The sequence below is a fragment of the Burkholderia singularis genome, assembly GCF_001718875.1.
Taxonomy (GTDB): Bacteria; Pseudomonadota; Gammaproteobacteria; order Burkholderiales; family Burkholderiaceae; genus Burkholderia; species Burkholderia singularis.
This window is the reverse complement of record NZ_CP013449.1, coordinates 828,699-847,550: the sequence shown is the minus strand read 5'-3', so window position 1 is coordinate 847,550 and position 18,852 is coordinate 828,699. Positions and strand designations below refer to the sequence as shown.

At 63.5% G+C, this 18,852-nt stretch carries 19 protein-coding genes and 1 pseudogene; 11 read left to right on the top strand and 9 right to left on the bottom strand.

What is annotated here, in order from left to right:
• Positions 1 to 463 precede the first annotated feature (463 nt).
• Positions 464 to 898 (top strand): universal stress protein, encoded by a 435-nt coding sequence (locus AQ611_RS19625; protein WP_069235751.1) that lies wholly within the window; start codon positions 464 to 466, stop codon positions 896 to 898.
• A gap of 321 nt (positions 899 to 1,219) precedes the next feature.
• On the opposite strand, the gene AQ611_RS19620 is transcribed toward AQ611_RS19625, so the two are convergent.
• The 3 genes from AQ611_RS19620 to AQ611_RS19610 form a co-directional block, all read right to left on the bottom strand.
• Positions 1,220 to 3,658: a YadA-like family protein gene (locus tag AQ611_RS19620; RefSeq protein ID WP_083237464.1), complete on the bottom strand. Its 2,439-nt coding sequence runs from the start codon at positions 3,656 to 3,658 to the stop codon at positions 1,220 to 1,222.
• 694 nt (positions 3,659 to 4,352) lie between these two features.
• The gene (locus tag AQ611_RS26785) at positions 4,353 to 4,688 is read right to left on the bottom strand and encodes a hypothetical protein (protein WP_069235750.1); all 336 of its coding nucleotides are present in this window, start codon (positions 4,686 to 4,688) and stop codon (positions 4,353 to 4,355) included.
• A 23-nt stretch (positions 4,689 to 4,711) separates the two neighbouring features.
• The gene (locus AQ611_RS19610; RefSeq protein WP_069235749.1) at positions 4,712 to 5,329 is read right to left on the bottom strand and encodes an alpha-ketoglutarate-dependent dioxygenase AlkB family protein; all 618 of its coding nucleotides are present in this window, start codon (positions 5,327 to 5,329) and stop codon (positions 4,712 to 4,714) included.
• A gap of 158 nt (positions 5,330 to 5,487) precedes the next feature.
• Between AQ611_RS19610 and AQ611_RS19605 the strand changes: the two genes are divergently transcribed.
• From AQ611_RS19605 to AQ611_RS19595, 3 genes are all read left to right on the top strand, one after another.
• Positions 5,488 to 6,075 carry a malonic semialdehyde reductase gene (locus tag AQ611_RS19605; protein WP_059514472.1) on the top strand — a complete coding sequence of 196 codons (588 nt, stop codon included), beginning with the start codon at positions 5,488 to 5,490 and terminating at the stop codon, positions 6,073 to 6,075.
• Positions 6,076 to 6,136: 61 nt separating this feature from the next.
• Entirely contained in the window at positions 6,137 to 7,306 is a 1,170-nt protein-coding gene (locus AQ611_RS19600) for a metallophosphoesterase (RefSeq protein ID WP_069235748.1), read from the top strand.
• Between the two features lie 307 nt (positions 7,307 to 7,613).
• Positions 7,614 to 8,330 carry an MgtC/SapB family protein gene (locus AQ611_RS19595; RefSeq protein ID WP_059514476.1) on the top strand — a complete coding sequence of 239 codons (717 nt, stop codon included), beginning with the start codon at positions 7,614 to 7,616 and terminating at the stop codon, positions 8,328 to 8,330.
• A gap of 168 nt (positions 8,331 to 8,498) precedes the next feature.
• Here AQ611_RS19595 and AQ611_RS19590 read toward each other — a convergent pair whose 3' ends face one another.
• On the bottom strand, positions 8,499 to 9,218 hold the full coding sequence (locus AQ611_RS19590; RefSeq protein ID WP_059514478.1) for an autoinducer binding domain-containing protein: 720 nt from the start codon (positions 9,216 to 9,218) through the stop codon (positions 8,499 to 8,501).
• Between the two features lie 71 nt (positions 9,219 to 9,289).
• Here AQ611_RS19590 and AQ611_RS19585 point away from each other — a divergent pair, with 71 nt between their 5' ends.
• From AQ611_RS19585 to AQ611_RS19575, 3 genes and pseudogenes are all read left to right on the top strand, one after another.
• Positions 9,290 to 9,745, top strand: a complete 456-nt coding sequence (locus AQ611_RS19585; protein ID WP_069235747.1) for a DUF4902 domain-containing protein — start codon at positions 9,290 to 9,292, stop codon at positions 9,743 to 9,745.
• Positions 9,746 to 9,962: 217 nt separating this feature from the next.
• Positions 9,963 to 10,586: an acyl-homoserine-lactone synthase gene (locus AQ611_RS19580; protein WP_059514482.1), complete on the top strand. Its 624-nt coding sequence runs from the start codon at positions 9,963 to 9,965 to the stop codon at positions 10,584 to 10,586.
• Between the two features lie 95 nt (positions 10,587 to 10,681).
• Positions 10,682 to 11,459, top strand: a pseudogene (locus AQ611_RS19575) (hydroxymethylglutaryl-coenzyme A reductase).
• Here AQ611_RS19575 and ribA read toward each other — a convergent pair.
• Positions 11,422 to 12,084, bottom strand: coding sequence for a GTP cyclohydrolase II (gene ribA / locus AQ611_RS19570; protein ID WP_173678661.1), 663 nt, complete (start codon positions 12,082 to 12,084; stop codon positions 11,422 to 11,424). The pseudogene AQ611_RS19575 and the gene ribA overlap by 38 nt on opposite strands.
• A gap of 165 nt (positions 12,085 to 12,249) precedes the next feature.
• On the opposite strand from ribA, the gene AQ611_RS19565 reads away from it, so the two are divergent.
• Complete coding sequence (locus AQ611_RS19565; protein ID WP_059514486.1) at positions 12,250 to 12,717, top strand: CBS domain-containing protein; 468 nt, start codon at positions 12,250 to 12,252, stop codon at positions 12,715 to 12,717.
• Between the two features lie 192 nt (positions 12,718 to 12,909).
• On the opposite strand, the gene AQ611_RS19560 is transcribed toward AQ611_RS19565, so the two are convergent.
• Positions 12,910 to 13,239: a DUF4148 domain-containing protein gene (locus tag AQ611_RS19560; protein ID WP_059514488.1), complete on the bottom strand. Its 330-nt coding sequence runs from the start codon at positions 13,237 to 13,239 to the stop codon at positions 12,910 to 12,912.
• An 89-nt stretch (positions 13,240 to 13,328) separates the two neighbouring features.
• Positions 13,329 to 13,673, bottom strand: coding sequence for a hypothetical protein (locus AQ611_RS25765; protein ID WP_156789232.1), 345 nt, complete (start codon positions 13,671 to 13,673; stop codon positions 13,329 to 13,331).
• A 93-nt stretch (positions 13,674 to 13,766) separates the two neighbouring features.
• Here AQ611_RS25765 and AQ611_RS19555 point away from each other — a divergent pair, with 93 nt between their 5' ends.
• On the top strand, positions 13,767 to 14,165 hold the full coding sequence (locus tag AQ611_RS19555) for a GreA/GreB family elongation factor (protein ID WP_069235745.1): 399 nt from the start codon (positions 13,767 to 13,769) through the stop codon (positions 14,163 to 14,165).
• A 150-nt stretch (positions 14,166 to 14,315) separates the two neighbouring features.
• Here the strand turns inward: AQ611_RS19555 and AQ611_RS19550 are convergent, their stop codons facing one another.
• On the bottom strand, positions 14,316 to 15,434 hold the full coding sequence (locus tag AQ611_RS19550; protein WP_059514492.1) for a porin: 1,119 nt from the start codon (positions 15,432 to 15,434) through the stop codon (positions 14,316 to 14,318).
• Between the two features lie 595 nt (positions 15,435 to 16,029).
• Between AQ611_RS19550 and AQ611_RS19545 the strand changes: the two genes are divergently transcribed.
• Complete coding sequence (locus tag AQ611_RS19545) at positions 16,030 to 17,091, top strand: alkene reductase (RefSeq protein ID WP_069235744.1); 1,062 nt, start codon at positions 16,030 to 16,032, stop codon at positions 17,089 to 17,091.
• Positions 17,092 to 17,178: 87 nt separating this feature from the next.
• On the opposite strand, the gene AQ611_RS19540 is transcribed toward AQ611_RS19545, so the two are convergent.
• Entirely contained in the window at positions 17,179 to 17,661 is a 483-nt protein-coding gene (locus AQ611_RS19540; protein WP_069235743.1) for a GNAT family N-acetyltransferase, read from the bottom strand.
• A gap of 193 nt (positions 17,662 to 17,854) precedes the next feature.
• On the opposite strand from AQ611_RS19540, the gene AQ611_RS19535 reads away from it, so the two are divergent.
• Complete coding sequence (locus AQ611_RS19535) at positions 17,855 to 18,466, top strand: LysE family translocator (RefSeq protein WP_069235742.1); 612 nt, start codon at positions 17,855 to 17,857, stop codon at positions 18,464 to 18,466.
• Positions 18,467 to 18,852: the final 386 nt, after the last annotated feature.

The window sequence follows — 18,852 nt, the reverse complement described above, 5'->3', positions numbered from 1 at the left end:
CGAGGCCGCTTGCCTGTTCTCCGCCGGCTGCGCTGATGCTGATGCCGATGCCGATGCGACAACGCGCAAGCGCCACTCGATTCGCATTCGGTTCGTTCCGGCATAACGGGTTTCGTCGCCGGCTCGACAGGTTCGACCGGCTCAACCGATACGCCGCTTCGCCTGGCGGGCGCATAGCCGCCGCCCTCGCACATGTCCCTGCCCGGACACCTAAAGTCCGAAAGCTCAAAGGCAGCCCCCCTCGTTCGACGACGCGCCGCGAGCCAATTTCGCGCAAATCATGCGCTGTTGGATCGGCGCCGATTATTTATGCGCATAAACTTATATTTTTTATAATTTCAATAACTCTAAAACGAGCGGGGCGCCGTTTACGACATTTTTATGCGTCCCTCGATTTTCTTTAGCCCATATCGACAGCAACCGCACTAGCCTACGAGCATCTCGTTACGCAACAGGTTTGGTCATGCTCAAGCTGCTGGTCCCCATCGGCCACTCGCCGCGCTCGCTGCAGGCCGTGCGGCACGCCGTGTTTCTGTACCGCGAGCGATGCGCATCGGAAGTCGTCCTGGTCAACGTCCAGCCTCCTCTCGAATCCACCCGTCTCGAAGCCTTCCATTCGCTCGCGAAACTCCGCCGGATCGAGCATGAGTTTTCGACAAGCGATCTCTCCCAAGCCATTCGCATCCTCAACGATGCACACGTCAAATACTCAGTCACGATGAAGATCGGGCCGATCGCCGATACGATCGCAGCCTGCGCGGCTGAAAACGGCTGCGACGAAATCGTCGTCGCCGCGCCCCGCCGCGACCTGTTTCACACCCTCACCCATTTCTTTCGCCGCAGCGTCCTCGATCGCCTGGTGCGCGTGACGACCGTTCCCGTCACCGCCGTGCGCTGACGCTCGAGCCCGTTCGCGCAAATCCGCTCGCGGCCGAACCGGGCCATCGCCCCCGCGCGCGAGCCGTGCGCCATGCGAAGCCGCGCGGCGGTGAGCGGTGAGCGGTGAGCGCCGCCGCACCTGCTCGAAACATGTGCGCCAATACGACACGACCGCCTGCCGGCATAAGCCGGCAGGCGGTCGAGAAAAACAGACTGAAATATCGGCTTGCTGATCACACCGGCCGGCATAGGCGCATCGATCCGCCTATGCCGGCGCCGCCTCGCGAAACAGCGAGCGAGGCCGGCGCCGTGAAACCGCTACTTCAGGCTTCCCGCTCGCTTACCACTGATATCCCGCGCCCAACGTCGCACCGGCGCCGCCGCGCGTGCTGGTGGTGACCGAGCCCTTGAACACCCACTTGCCGTTGTCCGTCACGGTCGACACGCCCAGCGCGAAGCCCTGCTGGCCATGCCACGTCGAACCCGCGACCGCCACCATGCTCTTGCCCGCGCCGGTCGCCTGCGGCAATCCGGCCACCGCCATCGCAGCAGCCACGCCGCTGTACATGTCACGGCGCGCGCTGTCGATCTGCTGGTTGGTGTACTGATTGGCCTGGTTCACCGCACCGCCGACGCTCGCGTTCAACTGGTTGACGTTCACCGCATCCGTGCCGTTGACGCCCGGCGCGACATTGGAGATCGTGCGCTCGTTGCCGACCGAGCCGACCGACACCGTGTTCGATGCGCTCGCAACCGAATGCGCGCCCAGCGCGACCGAGTTGTTGCCGGATGCCGACGCGCCGTCGCCGATCGCGACGCTGTTCGAGCCGGACGCCACGCTACCGCTGCCGACCGCCGTCGCCCCAGTGCCGCTCGCCACCGGCGCCGTGTAGTTCGACGGATTACCCGTCGCCCATTGCTGCGCCGGCTTGCCGCCGTTCGTGCCGCCGTTCGAAATGTTGGCGATCGACTGATTCAGTTGCGAGACGGCCGATTGAAGCTGGCCGAGGTTCACGGCATCCGTCGCCTGCGTGCCCGCCGCAACGTTGGTGATCTGACGCAGCGAGCCTTCGAGGCCGACGGACACCGCGCCCATCGTCGTCGTGAAGCTGCTGCCCGAGATCGGGTCGGTATAGGTGCCGGCCGCGCGGTTCGCGACCGACCCGGCGCCAAGCGCCACGCCGCCCGCCGTCGCCACCGATGCATTCGCACCCAGCGCGAGCGATTGTCCGCCCGTTGCCTGCGCACCGCTGCCGAGCGCGACGTCACCCTTGACCGCCGTGTTGCCGCTCACGCCGGCCACCGCGTTCAAGCCCTGCGCGATCGACTCGTCGCCGTAGGCAGTCGCCGCCGGTCCCACCGCGACGCTGTCAGTGCCCGCCGCCGACGAATCGGTGCGGGTCGAGTTCGCGTGGAAATATTTGATCCCGCCGCCGTTGACAGCGGTATCCACCGCGCTCGCCACCGCATACAACTGGCTGCCGTTGACGGCATCCGTCGACGTCGGCGAGATGCGGCCCGCCGCGACGTTCGTGATCTGACGCTCCGCCCCCTGGGCGCCGACGCTGACGACGCTGGTCGGATTCGCGCCGGCAAAGCCGGACAGCGTAATCTGTCCGCCGGACGCGGTCGTGATCGTCGCGCTGCTGGTGGGGTTGGCCGCCGCGACCGACGAACCGTTGCCGATGGCAACGGAGCCGTCGAGGCCCGAGCCGATCGTCACGTTGTTGCCGAGCACGAACGCATTGCTCGATTGGATCGTGTTGCCGTTGCCGAACGCGCCGGAATTGGCACCCGATACGACGTTGCCCGTGCCGATGCCGATCGCCTGGCTACCGCTTGCTTGCGAGCCCGAGCCGATCGCCACCGCGTTGACGCCAGTGGCGCTCGCAAAGCCGGACAGCGCCGACGCATTGTTGACGCTCGTTGCGCCGCCGATCGCCACCGCACCCTGCGCCGTCGCTTGCGCGCCGCCGCCTACCGCGACGGCACCCGGGCCGCCGGCGGTCGAATAAGCGCCAAGCGCGTTCGAATAGTAAGAGGACGACTGCGCGCCTTCGCCGAGGGCCACCGTGCCGCTCGCCGTCGCCGCAGCGTTCGTGCCGACCGCGGTGGGCGACGAGATGTGCAGCGGATCGCTGCTATCGCCTTGCGCCTTCGCGCTCCAACCGATCGCCACGCCGCCGCTGTCTTGCACGCCGGCCGCCGTGCCAGTGTCGCGCAGGGCTTGCGCGTTCAGACCGATCGCGACGCTATACGGCATGTCGGCGATCGCGCTGGTGCCCATCGCGGTCGCGCCGTCGCCGCTCGCGCTGGCATACGCGCCGAACGCCGAGCTGAGGCGGCCGATCGCGCTCGCGTGATCACCGTAAGCCGAGCCGCCTTCGCCGTTCGCATTCGCGTAATTGCCGACGGCCGTGCCGTACAGCAGCGAGCCTGCGCTGAAAGCCGGATTGTTGAGCACCCACGGCGAGCCGGGCGCGTACCCGGTATTCGCACCGGGGCCGGCGGACGCGTTATAACCTGCCGCATAGCTGACCTGTGCGACGGCGTCGGTCGCCATCCAGCCGGTCGCCGCGAAAACCGACAGCGACATCAAGCTCAGCTTCACCCATGAAAAACGCGTTTGGCGGGAAACCGCCGCTTCGCCTTCAGCACGAGCCATGACCCGATCCGCCGATGCAACCGTTCCCGTCGATCCCTTCGATCCCGAGATTTCAGAAACCGCAACCAATTGGCCTCGCGCCTTATTCCAGACAACGTTGTAGATTTTGTTCACGCAATATCCCCTATTAATCGGATTCGCGCGGGGCGTTATCAGGGTGAATAATCCGATAAAAACGATTACCGGACAGTTGCCGGAAACGGAAACCTGCGGCGCATCGAGAATGTCAAATCATTTAGCGATTTTCGATCTACTGCCCGCAAACCCTGGTCACTCCTCGCAGCCACGGATATTAAGTACTTTCTACCTTTTGATCTTTCAAACACTTTAAAAGAGTGACCTAACCAACATTGCGAATAACAGCTAAAAAACCAGAGTAGACCAACGAACATACTTTCAAAAAACTTGAAATAGCGGGTCATTTAATAATTGCGCAGTTATTTTTTACATTGAACGGTAAGCCACCGAACACTCGGCATCTTTTCAAAACAAAATTTGTCTTTTCAAAAAAGAAAAAATCAGATAATTCCGAGCGCAGTTAAAAGCGACGCTTATCCGATCGCTCGCGCCACGCCTTCGTCCACTGTGTTTTTTTGCCAACGCACAAAAACAAACTGCCCGGGAAAATCCCGGGCAGTGGGTCTGCGATTTCAATATCCGCTTAAGAGCGGCGGGCGCGTCATGTCTGCAGTTTTTCGAGCATCGGCCTTTTCTTTCGTTTTGAAGCCAACGAAATGCAGTGTCAGCCCATTAGCGGACGGCGCGATCGCACGCGACATCGTGATGGGTGCGACGAATGGCGCAATCGTCAGCCACACGCAGCCGGCTGCGCGAATGCTGGCCGGATAATGCGCGGGCGGGAAACGGATGAGCCGATGAAATCCGACGCCATCAGGCCAAGCGCGAGCGAGCAAAATGCCGCGACGACATAGACACACGTCGCGTGATGCCCCGCTTGCACGCACGACACGAACGGCCCGGCGATTACCGGCTTGCGGGCCGCGCCGTCGACGGCAAGCGGCGAGAAAAGCAAGCCCGGCGGCAGTAGGCGGAAAGAAATCGAATCACAACGCGATGGCCATGCGGTTTCGACGCCGCGCGCCGGCAGCCACTGCCGCTCGGCGACGCGGGCCCGGCGCGTCACGCCCTCCGATCAAGCCGCCCGCATCAGCCGTGCGCACGCGAGCGCACCACCTCGGGCCGCGCCGTCACCCAGCGAAACGTCAGATTAATCCGCTCGCCCAGCACCGCCGGCGCCTTGGGCACCCGATGCCGCCACTCCTGTTGCGTGCGGCCGCGCATCACCAGCAGGCTGCCGTCGGTCAGCCGATACGCGTGCGCCGCGCCAGTGCTGTTGTGCCGCAAATCGAACACGCGTGCGGCGCCCAAGCTCACGGAAGCGATCACCGGCTGCGGGCCGAGTTCGGGCTCATCATCGGCGTGCCAGCCCATACTGTCGAAACCGTTGCGATAGCGATTCAGCAGCACGCTGTTGAATCGCGCGCGGCACGCCGCCTCGACCCGGCGCTTGAGTTCGAACACGGCAGGCGTCCACGGTGCCGGAACGTTGCGGATGCCCGAATACACGTACACCGCGTCCGGCTCCGCCTGCCACGCCGTCAGCCGCGGCAGCGGCAACGGGCCGCGCGGAGTGCGCATCACGTCTTGCCGCCACGCAACCTCGTCGACGATGCGCGCACGCAGCTGCCCGGCCTCGGCCGGCGCGAGCCAGTCCGGATACCAGTCGACATCGGGTTGGGGCAAATCGTCGAACAAATCGAGCATCGTCGGTCAAAATCTCCGCATCCGGCTATCATCGCGGCATGGCGCTCGCTTCGCTCCATCAGGCGCGCCGCCGTTTCACCGAAATTCTAGCCGCGCGAACGCGACGCCGACGCACTCGTCCACGCTCCGCCGTTCGCACGCTCACTTGGACGTTCATCATGGCACGACTCCCCGATTCCGCCCTCGACCTGATCTTTCGCACCGCGCGCACGCACAACGCCTGGCTCGACAAGCCCGTGGACGACGCATTGCTCCACGAACTGATCGATCTCGCCAAGCTCGGGCCGACGTCGGCAAACGCGAGCCCGGCGCGCTTCGTGTTCGTCAAATCGCCGCAAGCGAAGGCCAAGCTCAAGCCCGCGCTATCCGAAGGCAATGTCGCGAAGACGATGAGCGCGCCCGTCACGGTGATCGTCGGCATGGATCTCGCGTTCCACGATCAGTTGCCGAAACTCTTTCCGCAAGCCGACGCGCGCAGCTGGTTCGCCGGCAACGACGCGCTGATCGAAGCCACCGCATTTCGCAACGCATCGCTGCAAGGCGCGTACCTGATCGTCGCAGCGCGCGCGCTCGGCCTCGATGCAGGCCCGATGTCCGGCTTCGATCAGTCCGCTGTCGACGCCGCGTTTTTCGCGGGCACGTCGATCAAGTCGAACTTTCTGATCAATCTCGGCTACGGTGACCCCGCCGGGCTGTTCCCACGCAATCCGCGCCTGTCGTTCGACGAAATCGCACGCATCGCATGACGTGACGCCATCGCGGGTGGCGCGCGCGCCACCCACCTTCTCCGCCTTTCCCCCCTCGCCCATGCGACGCTTCTCCTCGTTTCTGCTGCGCTTCATTGCCATCGGCGTGCTGCTGCACGTCTACGTCGGCCTGCGGCTCCTGCCCGACCTCGATTCACCCGTCGCACGCTATGCAGGCGCGTCATGGCTCGTCGCATCGTGTGTGCTGATTCCGCTCGGCATGCTGTCGCGCGTCTTCGAGCGCCAGCCGCTCGGCGATCGCGTCGCATGGGTCGGATTGATCGCGATGGGCTTTTTCTCGTCGCTGTTCGTGCTGACGCTCGCGCGCGACGTGCTGCTCGCGTCGTTGCTGAGCATCGACGCGCTCGCGCCCCGCACGGTATCGCTCGCGCACTGGCGCACGCTGACGGCCGTCGGCGTGCCGCTTGCCGCGCTCGCGGTCAGCATCGTCGGCTTCTTCAATGCGCGGCGCCGCGCGCGCGTCGTCGACGTCGACGTGCCGATCGGCGATCTGCCCGCCGCCCTCGACGGCTTCACGATCGTCCAGATCAGCGACATTCACGTCGGCCCGACGATCAAGCGCGGCTATGTCGAGGCGATCGTCAGCGCGGTCAACCGGCTCGAGCCCGACCTCGTCGCGGTGACGGGCGACATCGTCGACGGCCCGCTCGCGCAGCTCGCCGGCCATGCCGCGCCGCTCGGCGAGCTGCGCGCGCGTCACGGCGCCTACGTCGTGACGGGCAACCACGAGTACTACTCGGGCGCCGACGAATGGATCGCCGAGTTCCGCCGGCTCGGCCTGAACGTACTGCTCAACGAGCATCGCACGCTGGAGCACGGCGAAGGCCAGCTCGTGATCGCGGGCGTCACCGACTACTCGGCAGGCCACTTCGACCCCGCGCATCGCAGCGATCCGGATGCGGCGCTTGCGGGCGCCCCGGTCGACGTGCGAATCCGCGTGCTGCTCGCGCACCAGCCGCGCAGCGCAAGTGCGGCTGCCGACGCGGGCTTCACGCTGCAATTGTCCGGCCACACACACGGCGGCCAGTTTTTCCCGTGGAATCTGTTCGTCAGACTGCAGCAGCCGTTTACCGCCGGGCTCGCGCGCCTGAACGGCTTGTGGGTTTATACGAGCCGGGGCACCGGATACTGGGGGCCGCCCAAGCGGTTCGGCGCGCCGTCGGAAATCACACGTGTGCGTCTCGTGCGTCCTGAGGCGGAAGCAGGTTAGATCACCGCGTCGCTCGGGTTGACGCACACGACGAGTCCCCCCTAGAATCCCGGCCATCCATTTTTGTCAGGAACCGTCGTGGACAGTAGCAGCATAAGAAGAAAGTCCGCACGCCGTTTCGCCTGAACGCCCAGCCCGCCGCATTGGTCTGCCGCCGCTCGCGTTCAACGGAACGCGGGCGATCTCCGTTTCACACAACCGCACTCGTTCGCACGCTAAAGTCGCGTGCGGCGTCCGCGATATGCGCGACCCCGCGAGGGCTGCCCGCACGCATCGCGCGCGGCGCATTCAGCATGGCAGAACACCAATGACTCTCGAATTCGCACTTCGTCTTTTCACCGCCTTCGCATGCGGCGTCGCGATCGGCCTCGAACGGCAGATACGCCAGCGCACGGCCGGGCTGCGGACGATCACGCTCGTCGCCAGCGGCGCATGCCTGTTCGTCACGCTCGGCGTGCTCACGGGCAACGGCATTGCCGGCGTCACGCAAATCGCCGCGTATGTCGTATCCGGCGTCGGCTTTCTCGGCGGCGGCGTCATCATGCGCGACAAGGGCTCGATCCAAGGCATCAACACCGCGGCCACGCTCTGGTGCTCGGCCGCGGTCGGCGTGCTGTCGGGCGCGGGCCACTATCTGCCCGCGCTCGCCGGCACCGGCGTCGTGCTCGCCACGAACACGCTGCTGCGCGGCGTGAGCCACGCGATCAACGCGACGCCCGTATCGAATGCCGACCTCGTGCGCGAATACCAGATCGTCGTGATCTGCCTGGCAGCCGACGAAGTGCACGTGCGCACGCTGTTGTCGAACTCGATGTACGCGAAGCCGCTGTCGTTCCAGAGTCTGACGAGCGAGGACGCGCCGCAGGAGCCGAATGCGCCCGAGCGCATCAAAGTGACGGCCACCCTCAAGCTGCATCCGAAGGATCAGCCGAGGCTCGAACAGATCGCAAGCCGGATGAGCATGGAAAAAAGCATTTCGAGCGTGAGCTGGACTGCTAAGGAAGCCGAACCATTGATGGAGTGATCCGGCGAGAACGATCTGCCGCGGCAAACGGGCCGCGCGGAACATTCATGCGGGCTGCGCCGCATGAGCGCTCGCGCTTCGATCCGGCGCCGCAGCGGCGGCCGACGCGGTTCGGCGCGCGTTATGGCGGCATGCCCCGGCCGCGATTGCACGCCCGCGCTCCAGCCCTCAAGGCGCGTCCATCAATCCCATCGAGATCGCCTTGACGACCGCTTGCACCTTGTTCGTCGCGCCGAGCTTATCGAGAATATTGTTCACGTGAAAGTTCACGGTGCGCTCGGAGATGCTCAGGATCTGGCCGATCTCGCACGCCGTCTTGCCTTCGCCCGTCCAGCAGAGCACCTCGCGTTCGCGCTGCGTCAGCGTAACGCACGCCTCGGGCGCGAGCTTGGGCACCAGAAAACGGCTCATCAGTGAATGCGACATATTGGCCAGCCAGTTCGTTTGCAGCGTGAGCTGATTGATCTCCGCTTGCGTGAGACGGTCCGCGTGCCGCGAAATCGTCAGGAGACCGAACACACCACGCGGCGCCCAACTCGATTGCGCAACGCCGACCGCGAGCCCGTGCTCGCGCGCGTCGCTCCAGAGCGACGTCCCGTCCGAAGCGTCCGCGTCGGGCCAAATGATCATGTTCGGGCTGAGCGCGCCGTCGCGCACGGTCGAGTCGACCTCGAGATAATTCATCTCTTGATAGCGCTCCATCCAGCCATCCGGATAGGTGTCGAAGATCGCAACGGCGGGCTTCGAGATCGGCAGCGGCACGCGTATGCCGTAGCAACAATATTCAAAGCCGAGTCGCATCGAATACGCGGCGATCTGCTGAAAGAGCTCCTGCTCGTTCTTCGCAGCGCTGAGTTGAAGATAGGCATCCTGCCAACGCAGTTCCATATGATCTCCGGCTATTTCACGCTGTCATACTTGCTAGGTTTCAGCACGCGCGCCGGCTGATACATTGCGGCATGAATTCACCTTTGCTCCACCGCTTTCGCGGCCCATCCACTGACGGCTACGTCCGTTTGCCCATACAGGCGCTCGCCGGGCTCGAACTCGTCCATGTATCGTCCGGACTCGATTCCGAATTGCTCGCCGAGTTGCGCACGAGTGCGATCGACGCCCGCGTCGCCGGCTACACCGAATGGGAGCGCCCACCATCCGCCGGCGCCCCGCATCTGACGTTCGGCTGGGATTGGTACATCGACGGAGCCACCCACGCGTTCGTCATTGCATGGGGCGACGTCCGCAGCAACGTCATGGGCATCGACCAAAACGGCCTGGACATCGGCATGGCGTTCACGGCCGCCGAGCTTTCACGCCGGCTCGCCCAACTCAATTGGCAAACCGTGGTCGCCTCGGCAATACACGACTACGGCCACCGCGAAGGCTTCTGGCCTCACGCGGGGCAAACGCTGCAATGACCAGCCCGGCTGCTACGCAACCCATATTGTCCAATATTCCTCGAACATAGTGGATTGGCAAGCGATTTATCAATTTTTCGCCGGCGAATCACCCCAAAGTCCCCGTCCCCATATTCCTTCCCCGCTGTCCCGACCCTGTTAGGGTTAACAGTTACCTGTCCTCGGAGCGCGCGATGTAATGCGCCCAATCCAAAGCACACGCAACGAGGACGACAGCATGCAAACTTTCGTTCATGGCGACGGGCATCTGCCCAACAGTCTGGCGAATGATCTAGGCATTTATCGGCACCGCGTTTTCGTCGAACAGCTCGGCTGGAAACTGCCGTCGGCCGGCGAAGGCTTCGAGCGCGATCAGTACGACCGGGACGATACCGTCTACGTGATTGCCCGCGACGACGCCGGCGCCATCTGCGGCTGTGCGCGGCTGTTGCCGACCACACGCCCCTATCTGCTGAAAGAACTGTTCCCGAACCTGGTCGCCGACGATCTTCCGATGCCGCAGTCCGCCGCCGTTTGGGAATTGTCGCGCTTCGCGGCGAATGGCGACGATCCGTCCGGCGCAGGCAATTCAAGCTGGATGGTACGGCCGATGTTGGCGGCCGTCGTGGAATGCGCCGTCCGGCTCGGCGCAAAGCAGCTCATCGGCGTGACGTTTCTGAGCATGGAGCGGCTGTTCCGCCGCATCGGCGTTCACGCTCACCGGGCCGGCCCCGCGCAGCGGATCGACGGACGGATGGTCGTCGCGTGCTGGATCGATCTGGACAGCCAGACGCTCGCCGCGCTCGACCTCGCTCCCACGCTGGCGCCACTACTTACCACGCAGCAGGCCGAAATGGCCTGAGCCCACCGGCTGGCACGCACCGTACCCGTCCAGTTGGTTACCCGCCTATTTAAGGAGAACGACATATCGTGGACCACTCATCGGTCTTTCGCACGATGCTGCCCACACTCGACGACGGCGCGACCACGCACATCACCATCGCCTACCCGCCGTTTGCCAGCCGTCTACCGCTCGTGCGGCTTGGCCGGCATGGGCTTGTCTTCCGCGCGCACGGCACGATGCCACCTGTCTTCGGCGTGCCGCGCTCGGCGACGCTCTATCTGGACGAGGTGCCGCTTTGCACGCTGCGGCTGATAGTACGCCAGAGCACGCCACGCGATGACGGCACGCACGATCTGACGATGCAGCCCTCGACCACGAACGGCGACGCGTTGCTCTGGCACGCATTGCACGCACATTGCCGGGATGCCGGCATGCTCGCCCAGCAGGATGGCGCGGCGCAGGCCGCGCCGAGCGATGCCGCGTCACGTGGAGCATCCCCGGCCTCAGCCACGCCCGCCGATGCCCGCCCGACACGCAGCGCGGCCTTCCGTCTCGCGGATCGCGGCGACGCGCGCTTTTTCGTCGACTGGCTCGAATATCACTTCGACGAGTTGCGCGCGCTCGCGCAGGGCCACTCGCCCGGCCTGCATCTGAATGAGCTCGAACATCGGCAGACCGGCGACGAGGTGGACGTGCGCTTCGTCTATGACATCGACGGCCATGCCGACCGCCAAACGCTCACGGACTGCGCGCGGCGCACGTGCGACTGGATCACCGCCGAAGTCCGGCGCCGCTTCGATCTGCCGATCGCCGAACAGCGCTTCGGCATGCGCAAGCCGCACCGCCCGTCGGGCTATTCGTTTTCGTCGAAGTAATAGTGACCGAATTTGAGCTGCTTGGTGCGGATATAACGCTCGTTTTCCTCGCGCACCGGCACCGCGAGCGCGACGCGTTCGCACACCGGGATGCCGTGTGCCGCGAGGGTGTCGAATTTCTTCGGATTGTTGCTCATCAGCCGGACTGACGTGACCTTCAAAATGCGCAGGATCGCGGCTGCGGAATCGTACTCGCGCGCGTCGTCCGGCAAGCCGAGGTCGAGATTCGCCTCGACGGTATCCCGCCCCTGCTCCTGCAGCGCATACGCGCGAATCTTGTTGCTCAAACCAATTCCACGCCCTTCGTGCCCGCGCAGGTACAACAACACGCCGCGCCCCTCAGCCGCGATATAGCGCAATGCAAGATCAAGCTGCTCGCCGCAGTCGCACCGGTATGACCCGAATACGTCGCCCGTCAGGCATTCGGAATGGAGCCGCGTCAGCACCGGCGATTGCCCGGTGACGTCGCCTGCCACCAACGCCAGATGCTCGGCCTCGCTGCCGGCAACACGAAACGCGTAGGACGTAAACGTGCCGTAGCGGGTCGGGAGCATCGCGGTTGCGACAAGCGTCACGCACTCGGAGGCGGCGCCGTCGTCCGGCTGCGTCGAAAAGGGACACGAAGACATCTTGGAATGCATCGAATAAAGAAATTAAGGAATGTACTGGATAGCGGGTGAATAAAGTTTACCGCTAATCTAACAACAGAATGTCCTGCCAGCCGCCGAGCAGGCCTATACTGAATTCTTCCTCGGTGCCAAGCCAGCGCCGCATTCTGTGCATCGCCCAGCCAACGGAGACCGCGTATGAGCATCACCGTCGCACAGATTCTCAAATCCAAGCCCGATTCCGGCCGCACGATTCATTCGGTCAAAAGATCCGATTCCGTCTATGACGCAATCAAGCTGATGGCGGAAAAAGGCATCGGCGCGCTGCTCGTGATGGAAGGCGCGAAGATCGTCGGCATCGTGACGGAGCGGGACTATGCACGCAAGGTCGTTCTTCTGGACCGGTCGTCCAAAGCAACGCGCGTCGAGGAAATCATGACGTCGAGGGTGCGCTATGTCGAACCGTCGCAAACGAGCGACGAATGCATGGCGCTGATGACGGAACATCGGATTCGCCATCTGCCGGTTCTCGACGACGGCCATCTCATGGGCTTCATATCGATCGGGGATCTCGTGAAAAGTGTGATCGCCGACCAGCAATTCACGATCAATCAGCTCGAGCATTACATCCACGGCACGCCGCACGCGGCTTCGCATTTGCAATAAGCGCGGCCCCGCTGTCGTCAAAAAATGCCCAAACGCTTCACGTTTGGGCAAAGCCGCCGGGACGCGGCGACGGAGGTGTTCGCCTCCTGCATCGCGGGCCTCGCGCAACCTGCGCGGCCCGCCGCTGATCGAATCGTTCTTTGCGCGCGGCACACCAACGGCACGCGTCCGGGGTGGCCGCACGCGCCGCGCTCAATGGCCAAAGTAGATCGAATTGACGGGCGAAGCCGGCTTCGCCGCGCGGCGGCCGGATTCGGCCATGCCAACCGGCTGCACGCCGTAGCCGCTCGTGTCGGCGTGCGTGAGCGTTTGCTGCGCCGGCTGCGCGCGGCGCGTCGCCGCCTGGACGTTTGCCGGGTATTGCGGATCACTGACTTCGGGCTTGTAACCGTTTTGCTCGAGTTGGACCAATTCCGAGCGCACCTGCTCGCGAGTCAGCGGTTGCTGATCGGCTTGCGCGAAAGAAGCGAGCGGTGCGGCGAGAATGGAAACGGCTATGGCTGCGTGGACAAACGATTTCATGGTGCTGACCTCCGAAATGTTTTAGTAGCGTCGCTCCGAACTCATTCGTCGTGTCCGAGGCGATTGATTTCAGTCTAGTCAGCAAGCCATCAAGGGAAAATACCTAGTTCGAACATACACTGTTGCAATGTTGAAAAAAATCGCAGGCCTTGGTCAGTCAACAAAAAGCAAAAAGCATCGTATCGGCAACAATAGTCGGATGTATGCGAAAGCCAAGCCATAGCTGCCTGCTCTGCCGCTTTGTTGTATATTTGTAAAGTTACGTTTTCCGCCGCCTTATTCTCCCGATCATGCGCCCGCAGGCCACCTCCACCGTCGCAACACGCAGCCCATGCGGCGTGCGCGCGATCATGGCCGCCAGCGCAACGCTCCCGCTTCTTCGAAGCATGCTTGCCGCGCCGCTCGCCGACGCCCGGCGCCTGATCTGACGTCATCCCTCCGCCGGAGCCGCGTCAGCCAGGCTCCGGGCGATTCCGCACACAGGTTGGCCTCGTCGCCTTTCCCTTATCGCCTACCCGGAGACGGTCATGAAAAAACGCATTTACCAGCTCACCGAACTCGACGTCGCACGCCTGGAAAGGCATGCGGAACGCAATCCGCACTATCAGGCGATGCTCGACACGCTGCTCGAGCGCGCGGATATCGTCGAATCGCCGAGAATTCGCGCCAATGTTGTCACGATGAATTCGCAAGTCAGCTTGATCGATAAGACATCCGGCCAGCAGATGACCTGGACGATCGTTTATCCGGACGCGGCTGACTTCGCCCAAGGCCATTTGAACGTATTTTCGCCGGTCGGCATCGCGCTGCTCGGCGCGCGCCGGGGCGAGCACGTGACAGTCGTGTCGCCCGACGGCGGCACCGCAGTACTGACGATCAACGAAATTCTGTACCAGCCGGAAGCGAGCGGCGATTACGCGCACTGACCGACGATCGCCAGCCAACGAAAAAGCGAGGATTGCCTGCCGGCATCCTCGCTTTTTTGCTTTTGCTCCGCGCTTGCTTGCATGCGCATCATGCAGAAAAAAAGGCGCCCGAAGGCGCCTTTTCGAGACTGGACAAGCCAGCCGTCACGCTTAGAAGCGGTGACGCAGACCAACCGTCGCTGCGGTTTGGTTGATCGACGTGCTTGCCGGCGTCGTCGGATCGCCATTCCAGATCGATGCGCCGCCAGCGTTCTTCGACGCACGCTGGTACACAGCTTGTGCGTACACGTCGGTGCGCTTCGACAGCGCGTAGTCGGCTTGCAGACCGAACTGGTTCCAGTGAGCGCTGTCGCCGTTCAGCTTCGCGTTCGTGTACGTGTAAGCAGCACCCAGACCCAGAGCCGGCGTCAGGTTGTACTTCAGGTTCGCTTCGTAGTTGTCGGCACGCAGCGTACCAGCGCCGTTTGCACGGTTGTCGAGACGCGATTGCGTCCAGAGCAGGCCGCCTTGCAGCGGGCCGTAAGCGTAGCTCGCGCCAGCACCGTAGACGCGCGAACGACCTTGCACGGCGTAAGCCGAGTTGTCGATTGCGCCGATCACGCTGTTACCGCCGTTAGCCGGCTGACCAGCGTTGTTCGCTTGCGAATACGAACCGCCGATACGCAGGCCTTGGTACTGATACGAGAAACCGCCGCTATACGCACGGTTGTTCGCGAACTGCGAGCTGTTCGAGAACGAGTACGTACCGCCGAATTGCAGGCCGGCGTAGTTCGCGCTCGTGAACTTGATCGTGTTGTTCGAAGCGTAGCCGCCGTTCGTGTTCAGGTTGTCGTTGTTGAGCGGGTGCGCGAAATACGTGCCGCCCCAGGTGCCCGTTGCCGACAGCGGAGCCAGGTAGTCATACGTCGAATCGAACTGGCGACCCAGCGTGACCGTGCCGTAGTTGCTCGACAGGCCGACGAACGCTTGACGGTTGAACATGCCACCGTTGTTCTGGAACTTGCCGTTACCGATGTTGAAGCCGCTCTCCAACGTGAAGATCGCCTTCAGGCCACCGCCGAGGTCTTCCGAACCACGCAGGCCGAAGCGGCTTTGGTCGATGCCGCTGCCAACCGACCACAGCGACTTGCCGCTGCCCGACGGCGTAGCGACGTTGCTTTGGTACGTGACGCCCGCGTCGAGCACACCGTACAGCGTGACGCTGCTTTGAGCGTGTGCGACAGTAGCGAACGATGCAGCGACTGCTGCAACAATCAGAGTCTTTTTCATGCGTGAAGCTCCCTTTACAAAAAAGGTCAGACCTTGCGGCCTCGTTTGTTAAACGGTCCACAACCGCCCGGAAGCGCCACGTCGGCTTTGTGAAACATCCACATGGCCGCGCCCGGATGGTTGCCCGTTCTGGAACCGAGAGTTTAGGGGTGCACCCTAGGGTCACCATTCACACGTGGCGAAATAAGCTTTTCCAGAACTAGAAATAATAGAAATGCCCGTTCCTTATAAGCTTTTGTTTTATATAAACTTTTTGGGTTATTGACGGCGCTTTTTTGGTGGGGTCACTTCGGCCATTACTTTGTGTCAGCGTCTTGACGGTTGCATAGAAACAACAATTCCATCTGCATGAAAACGCCTGACAATGCCGTGACCGGCAATTTTTACCGTATTTTACACTCACATCGTCGATCAACCGAAAGCTTGTGTGCGGAGAAATGCCACCGGACATCGGACTTTCCGTCATCGCCCATCGAGAATTTCTATCAAACATCCCTATTCGATGCAGTGTTGTTGGCTCTCCGGCATTGCGCCGGTCTAAGCTTCGGGAATCGGCTGTACCCATTCTCCCCACTGCATACTCGAGGCCCCTGCCATGCCCACCCTGTTCGACCCGCTGACCATCGGCGACCTCACGCTGCCGAATCGCATCATCATGGCTCCGCTCACGCGTGCCCGCGCAAGCGCCGCGCGCATTCCCAACGCTCTGATGGCCCGCTACTACGCGGAGCGCGCATCGGCAGGGCTCATCATTAGCGAGGCGACGTCGGTCACGCCACAAGGCGTCGGTTACGCGAATACGCCCGGCATCTGGTCGCCCGAGCAAGTCGCTGGCTGGCGGCTCGTCACCGACGCCGTGCACGACGCGGGCGGCCGCATTTTCCTGCAGCTTTGGCATGTGGGCCGCGTATCGGACCCGATTTTCCTCGACGGTGCGTTACCCGTCGCGCCGAGCGCGCTGGCGCCGGAAGGCCACGTCAGCCTGGTTCGCCCGCAGCGGGCCTATACGACGCCGCGTCCGCTCGAGCTTGCCGAGATTCCCGAGGTCGTCGCAGCATTTCGGCGCGGCGCGGAGAATGCGCGTGCGGCAGGCTTTGACGGCGTCGAAGTGCATGGCGCGAACGGCTACCTGCTCGACCAGTTTCTTCAGGACAGCTCGAACCGACGCACCGACGCATATGGCGGCCCGATCGAGAACCGCGCGCGGCTTCTGCTCGAAGTGGTCGATGCGGCGATCGACGTCTGGGGCGCGGGACGCGTGGGCGTGCATCTCGCGCCGCGCGGCGACGCCCATACGATGGGCGATTCGAACCCTGCCGCGACGTTCGGCTACGTCGCCCGCGAACTTGGCCGGCGCGGGATGGCTTTTCTGTTCGCGCGCGAATCGGCCGGCGACGATTCGCTCGGCCCGCAATTGAAGGAGGCGTTCGGCGGCCCGTTCATTGCAAACGAGCGATTCACGCTCGACAGCGCACAGGCGGCGCTCGCAACCGGACGCGCCGACGCGGTCGCGTGGGGCACGCTGTTCATCGCGAATCCGGACCTGCCGCGCCGCTTCGAATTGAATGCGCCGCTCAACCGGCCGGTCGCCGCGACCTTCTATACTGACGGCGAAACGGGCTATACCGACTACCCCGTGCTTGAAGGCGCTGCGTGATGCCAGCCCGCGCGCGGTTGAGCCGATGCGCCCTCTCTGTCTATTTTCTTTCTAGATAGACACGCGCCGGCCGCCGGACGACGCCGCCTAACGCCGCCCGTCGCCGAGCGCGCGGCTCATGAACACGCGCTGCGATTCGTCGAGCCCATGCGCGACGTGCGCCGCGCGCACCGCGACAAGCGTGGCGTCGAGCGTGTGGCCGTCGAGATCGACGAAGCCGAGACGCCGGTAGTACGGCGCATTCCACGGCACGTGCCTGAACGTCGACAACACCACCTGCCCCGCGCCGGCCTCCCGGGCACGCGCCACGACGGCGTCGATCAATGCAACGCCGATCCGCCGGCCGGCGTGCTCGGGCGCCACGTCCAGTTCCTCCAGATAAAGGCGCGCGGCATCGAGCATCCGATAGATCGCGAAGCCGGCAATCCGCCCGCCGTCCAGCGCGACAAGCGCGCGGCCCTCGCTGATCCGTGCACGTAAATCGGCAAGATCGGTCGGCGGGCTCGACGCGACGTGCGGCATGCCGATGTCGTTGAAACGTTGCGCGGCGGCGGATTCGAGGTCGGCCATCGTCGACGCCTCGTCGGCGCGCGCGGCGCGGATCAGGATTGAGGGGCTGGTTCGGGGCGGTATCGAGAGGGCTTCGAGATCGTATCCGGTCACGGGCGAGAACTGAAATAGAACGAGGGGCTTCGCATCGGCGTCAATATAATCGACTTTCCGCCTCGGAATATCGTCGCACGACGCAACGGGAGAATTCGACGTGCCATTGTCCAGCCTTGCTATCTTCGCCGCCGCGTTATTGGTCGCGGCAGGCTCGCCCGGCCCCAGCATCGCCGCGCTGGTCGCGCGCGTGCTGACCAACGGATTGCGCGACATCCTGCCGTTTCTCGCAGCAATGTGGCTTGGCGAGGTCATCTGGCTCACCTGCGCCGTCGCCGGGCTTGTGGCGCTCGCGCATGGGTTCGCACTGGGATTTCTTGTGCTGAAATTCGCCGGCATCGCTTATCTGCTGTTTCTTGCGTGGAAGATGTGGTTCGCGCCGGCAGACACGCCCGCAGACGCGCTGCCGGCCACAAGCTCGCCGTTGCGCATGTTTTTGACCGGCTTTGCGATCACGATGGGCAACCCGAAAATCATGGTGTTCTATGTCGCGCTGCTGCCGACGATGGTCGACGTATCGCACGTCGGCGTTGTCGCGTGGTTCGAGTTGACGCTGACGCTGCTCGCCGTGCTGATCACCGTCGATTTCGGATGGGCGCTGCTTGCCACCCGTGCGCGCAAGCTATTGACGAGCCGTCGCGCGATCAAGGCGGCCAACCGCGCAAGCGCGGCTGCAATGGCCGGTGCGGCGATCGCCATCGCGGCACGCTGAGGAAACCGGGCGCCAGCGCATTCACGGCCGCCTTCGGCCGCGATTTGCGCCTGTCACCGCCCTGGAGCGCGCGGGCCGCTTCGATAGGCTGCCGTTTGCGCCGACGCTCGGTCGATGAAAGCGCGCCGCTTCCCGGCCATCGGCTTTCGCGCGGTTGAATTATCCGCAAACGCAGCTAGGCGGCCGCGCGGTAAACGCATGAGCCGCATTCGGTTCGACGGTATCGCGGGCGAGCGATGCGCACCGAGGATGCGCCGGCGTCGAAAAGACAGCGGCCATATCCGAGCGAGACTCTGGGCAAAAAATATTTGATGGCTAGAGTCAGCCCTTCTATCAATTACCCGGCCGCGTCAAACCCGACTGTTTCAGAACCTCATGCGCCCCGC

Excerpts from the sequence above, each read along its gene's own strand:
- AQ611_RS19595 (WP_059514476.1), top strand. The coding sequence starts at position 7,614 with ATGACTCTCGAATTCGCACTTCGTCTTTTCACCGCCTTCGCATGCGGC.
- AQ611_RS19590 (WP_059514478.1), bottom strand. The coding sequence starts at position 9,218 with ATGGAACTGCGTTGGCAGGATGCCTATCTTCAACTCAGCGCTGCGAAG.
- AQ611_RS19545 (WP_069235744.1), top strand. The coding sequence starts at position 16,030 with ATGCCCACCCTGTTCGACCCGCTGACCATCGGCGACCTCACGCTGCCG.
- AQ611_RS19625 (WP_069235751.1), top strand. The coding sequence starts at position 464 with ATGCTCAAGCTGCTGGTCCCCATCGGCCACTCGCCGCGCTCGCTGCAG.
- AQ611_RS19560 (WP_059514488.1), bottom strand. The coding sequence starts at position 13,239 with ATGAAATCGTTTGTCCACGCAGCCATAGCCGTTTCCATTCTCGCCGCA.
- AQ611_RS19540 (WP_069235743.1), bottom strand. The coding sequence starts at position 17,661 with ATGGCCGACCTCGAATCCGCCGCCGCGCAACGTTTCAACGACATCGGC.
- AQ611_RS19600 (WP_069235748.1), top strand. The coding sequence starts at position 6,137 with ATGCGACGCTTCTCCTCGTTTCTGCTGCGCTTCATTGCCATCGGCGTG.
- AQ611_RS19555 (WP_069235745.1), top strand. The coding sequence starts at position 13,767 with ATGAAAAAACGCATTTACCAGCTCACCGAACTCGACGTCGCACGCCTG.
- AQ611_RS19605 (WP_059514472.1), top strand. The coding sequence starts at position 5,488 with ATGGCACGACTCCCCGATTCCGCCCTCGACCTGATCTTTCGCACCGCG.
- AQ611_RS25765 (WP_156789232.1), bottom strand. The coding sequence starts at position 13,673 with ATGACGTCAGATCAGGCGCCGGGCGTCGGCGAGCGGCGCGGCAAGCAT.
- AQ611_RS19610 (WP_069235749.1), bottom strand. The coding sequence starts at position 5,329 with ATGCTCGATTTGTTCGACGATTTGCCCCAACCCGATGTCGACTGGTAT.
- AQ611_RS19565 (WP_059514486.1), top strand. The coding sequence starts at position 12,250 with ATGAGCATCACCGTCGCACAGATTCTCAAATCCAAGCCCGATTCCGGC.
- AQ611_RS19585 (WP_069235747.1), top strand. The coding sequence starts at position 9,290 with ATGAATTCACCTTTGCTCCACCGCTTTCGCGGCCCATCCACTGACGGC.
- AQ611_RS19550 (WP_059514492.1), bottom strand. The coding sequence starts at position 15,434 with ATGAAAAAGACTCTGATTGTTGCAGCAGTCGCTGCATCGTTCGCTACT.
- ribA (WP_173678661.1), bottom strand. The coding sequence starts at position 12,084 with ATGCATTCCAAGATGTCTTCGTGTCCCTTTTCGACGCAGCCGGACGAC.
- AQ611_RS19580 (WP_059514482.1), top strand. The coding sequence starts at position 9,963 with ATGCAAACTTTCGTTCATGGCGACGGGCATCTGCCCAACAGTCTGGCG.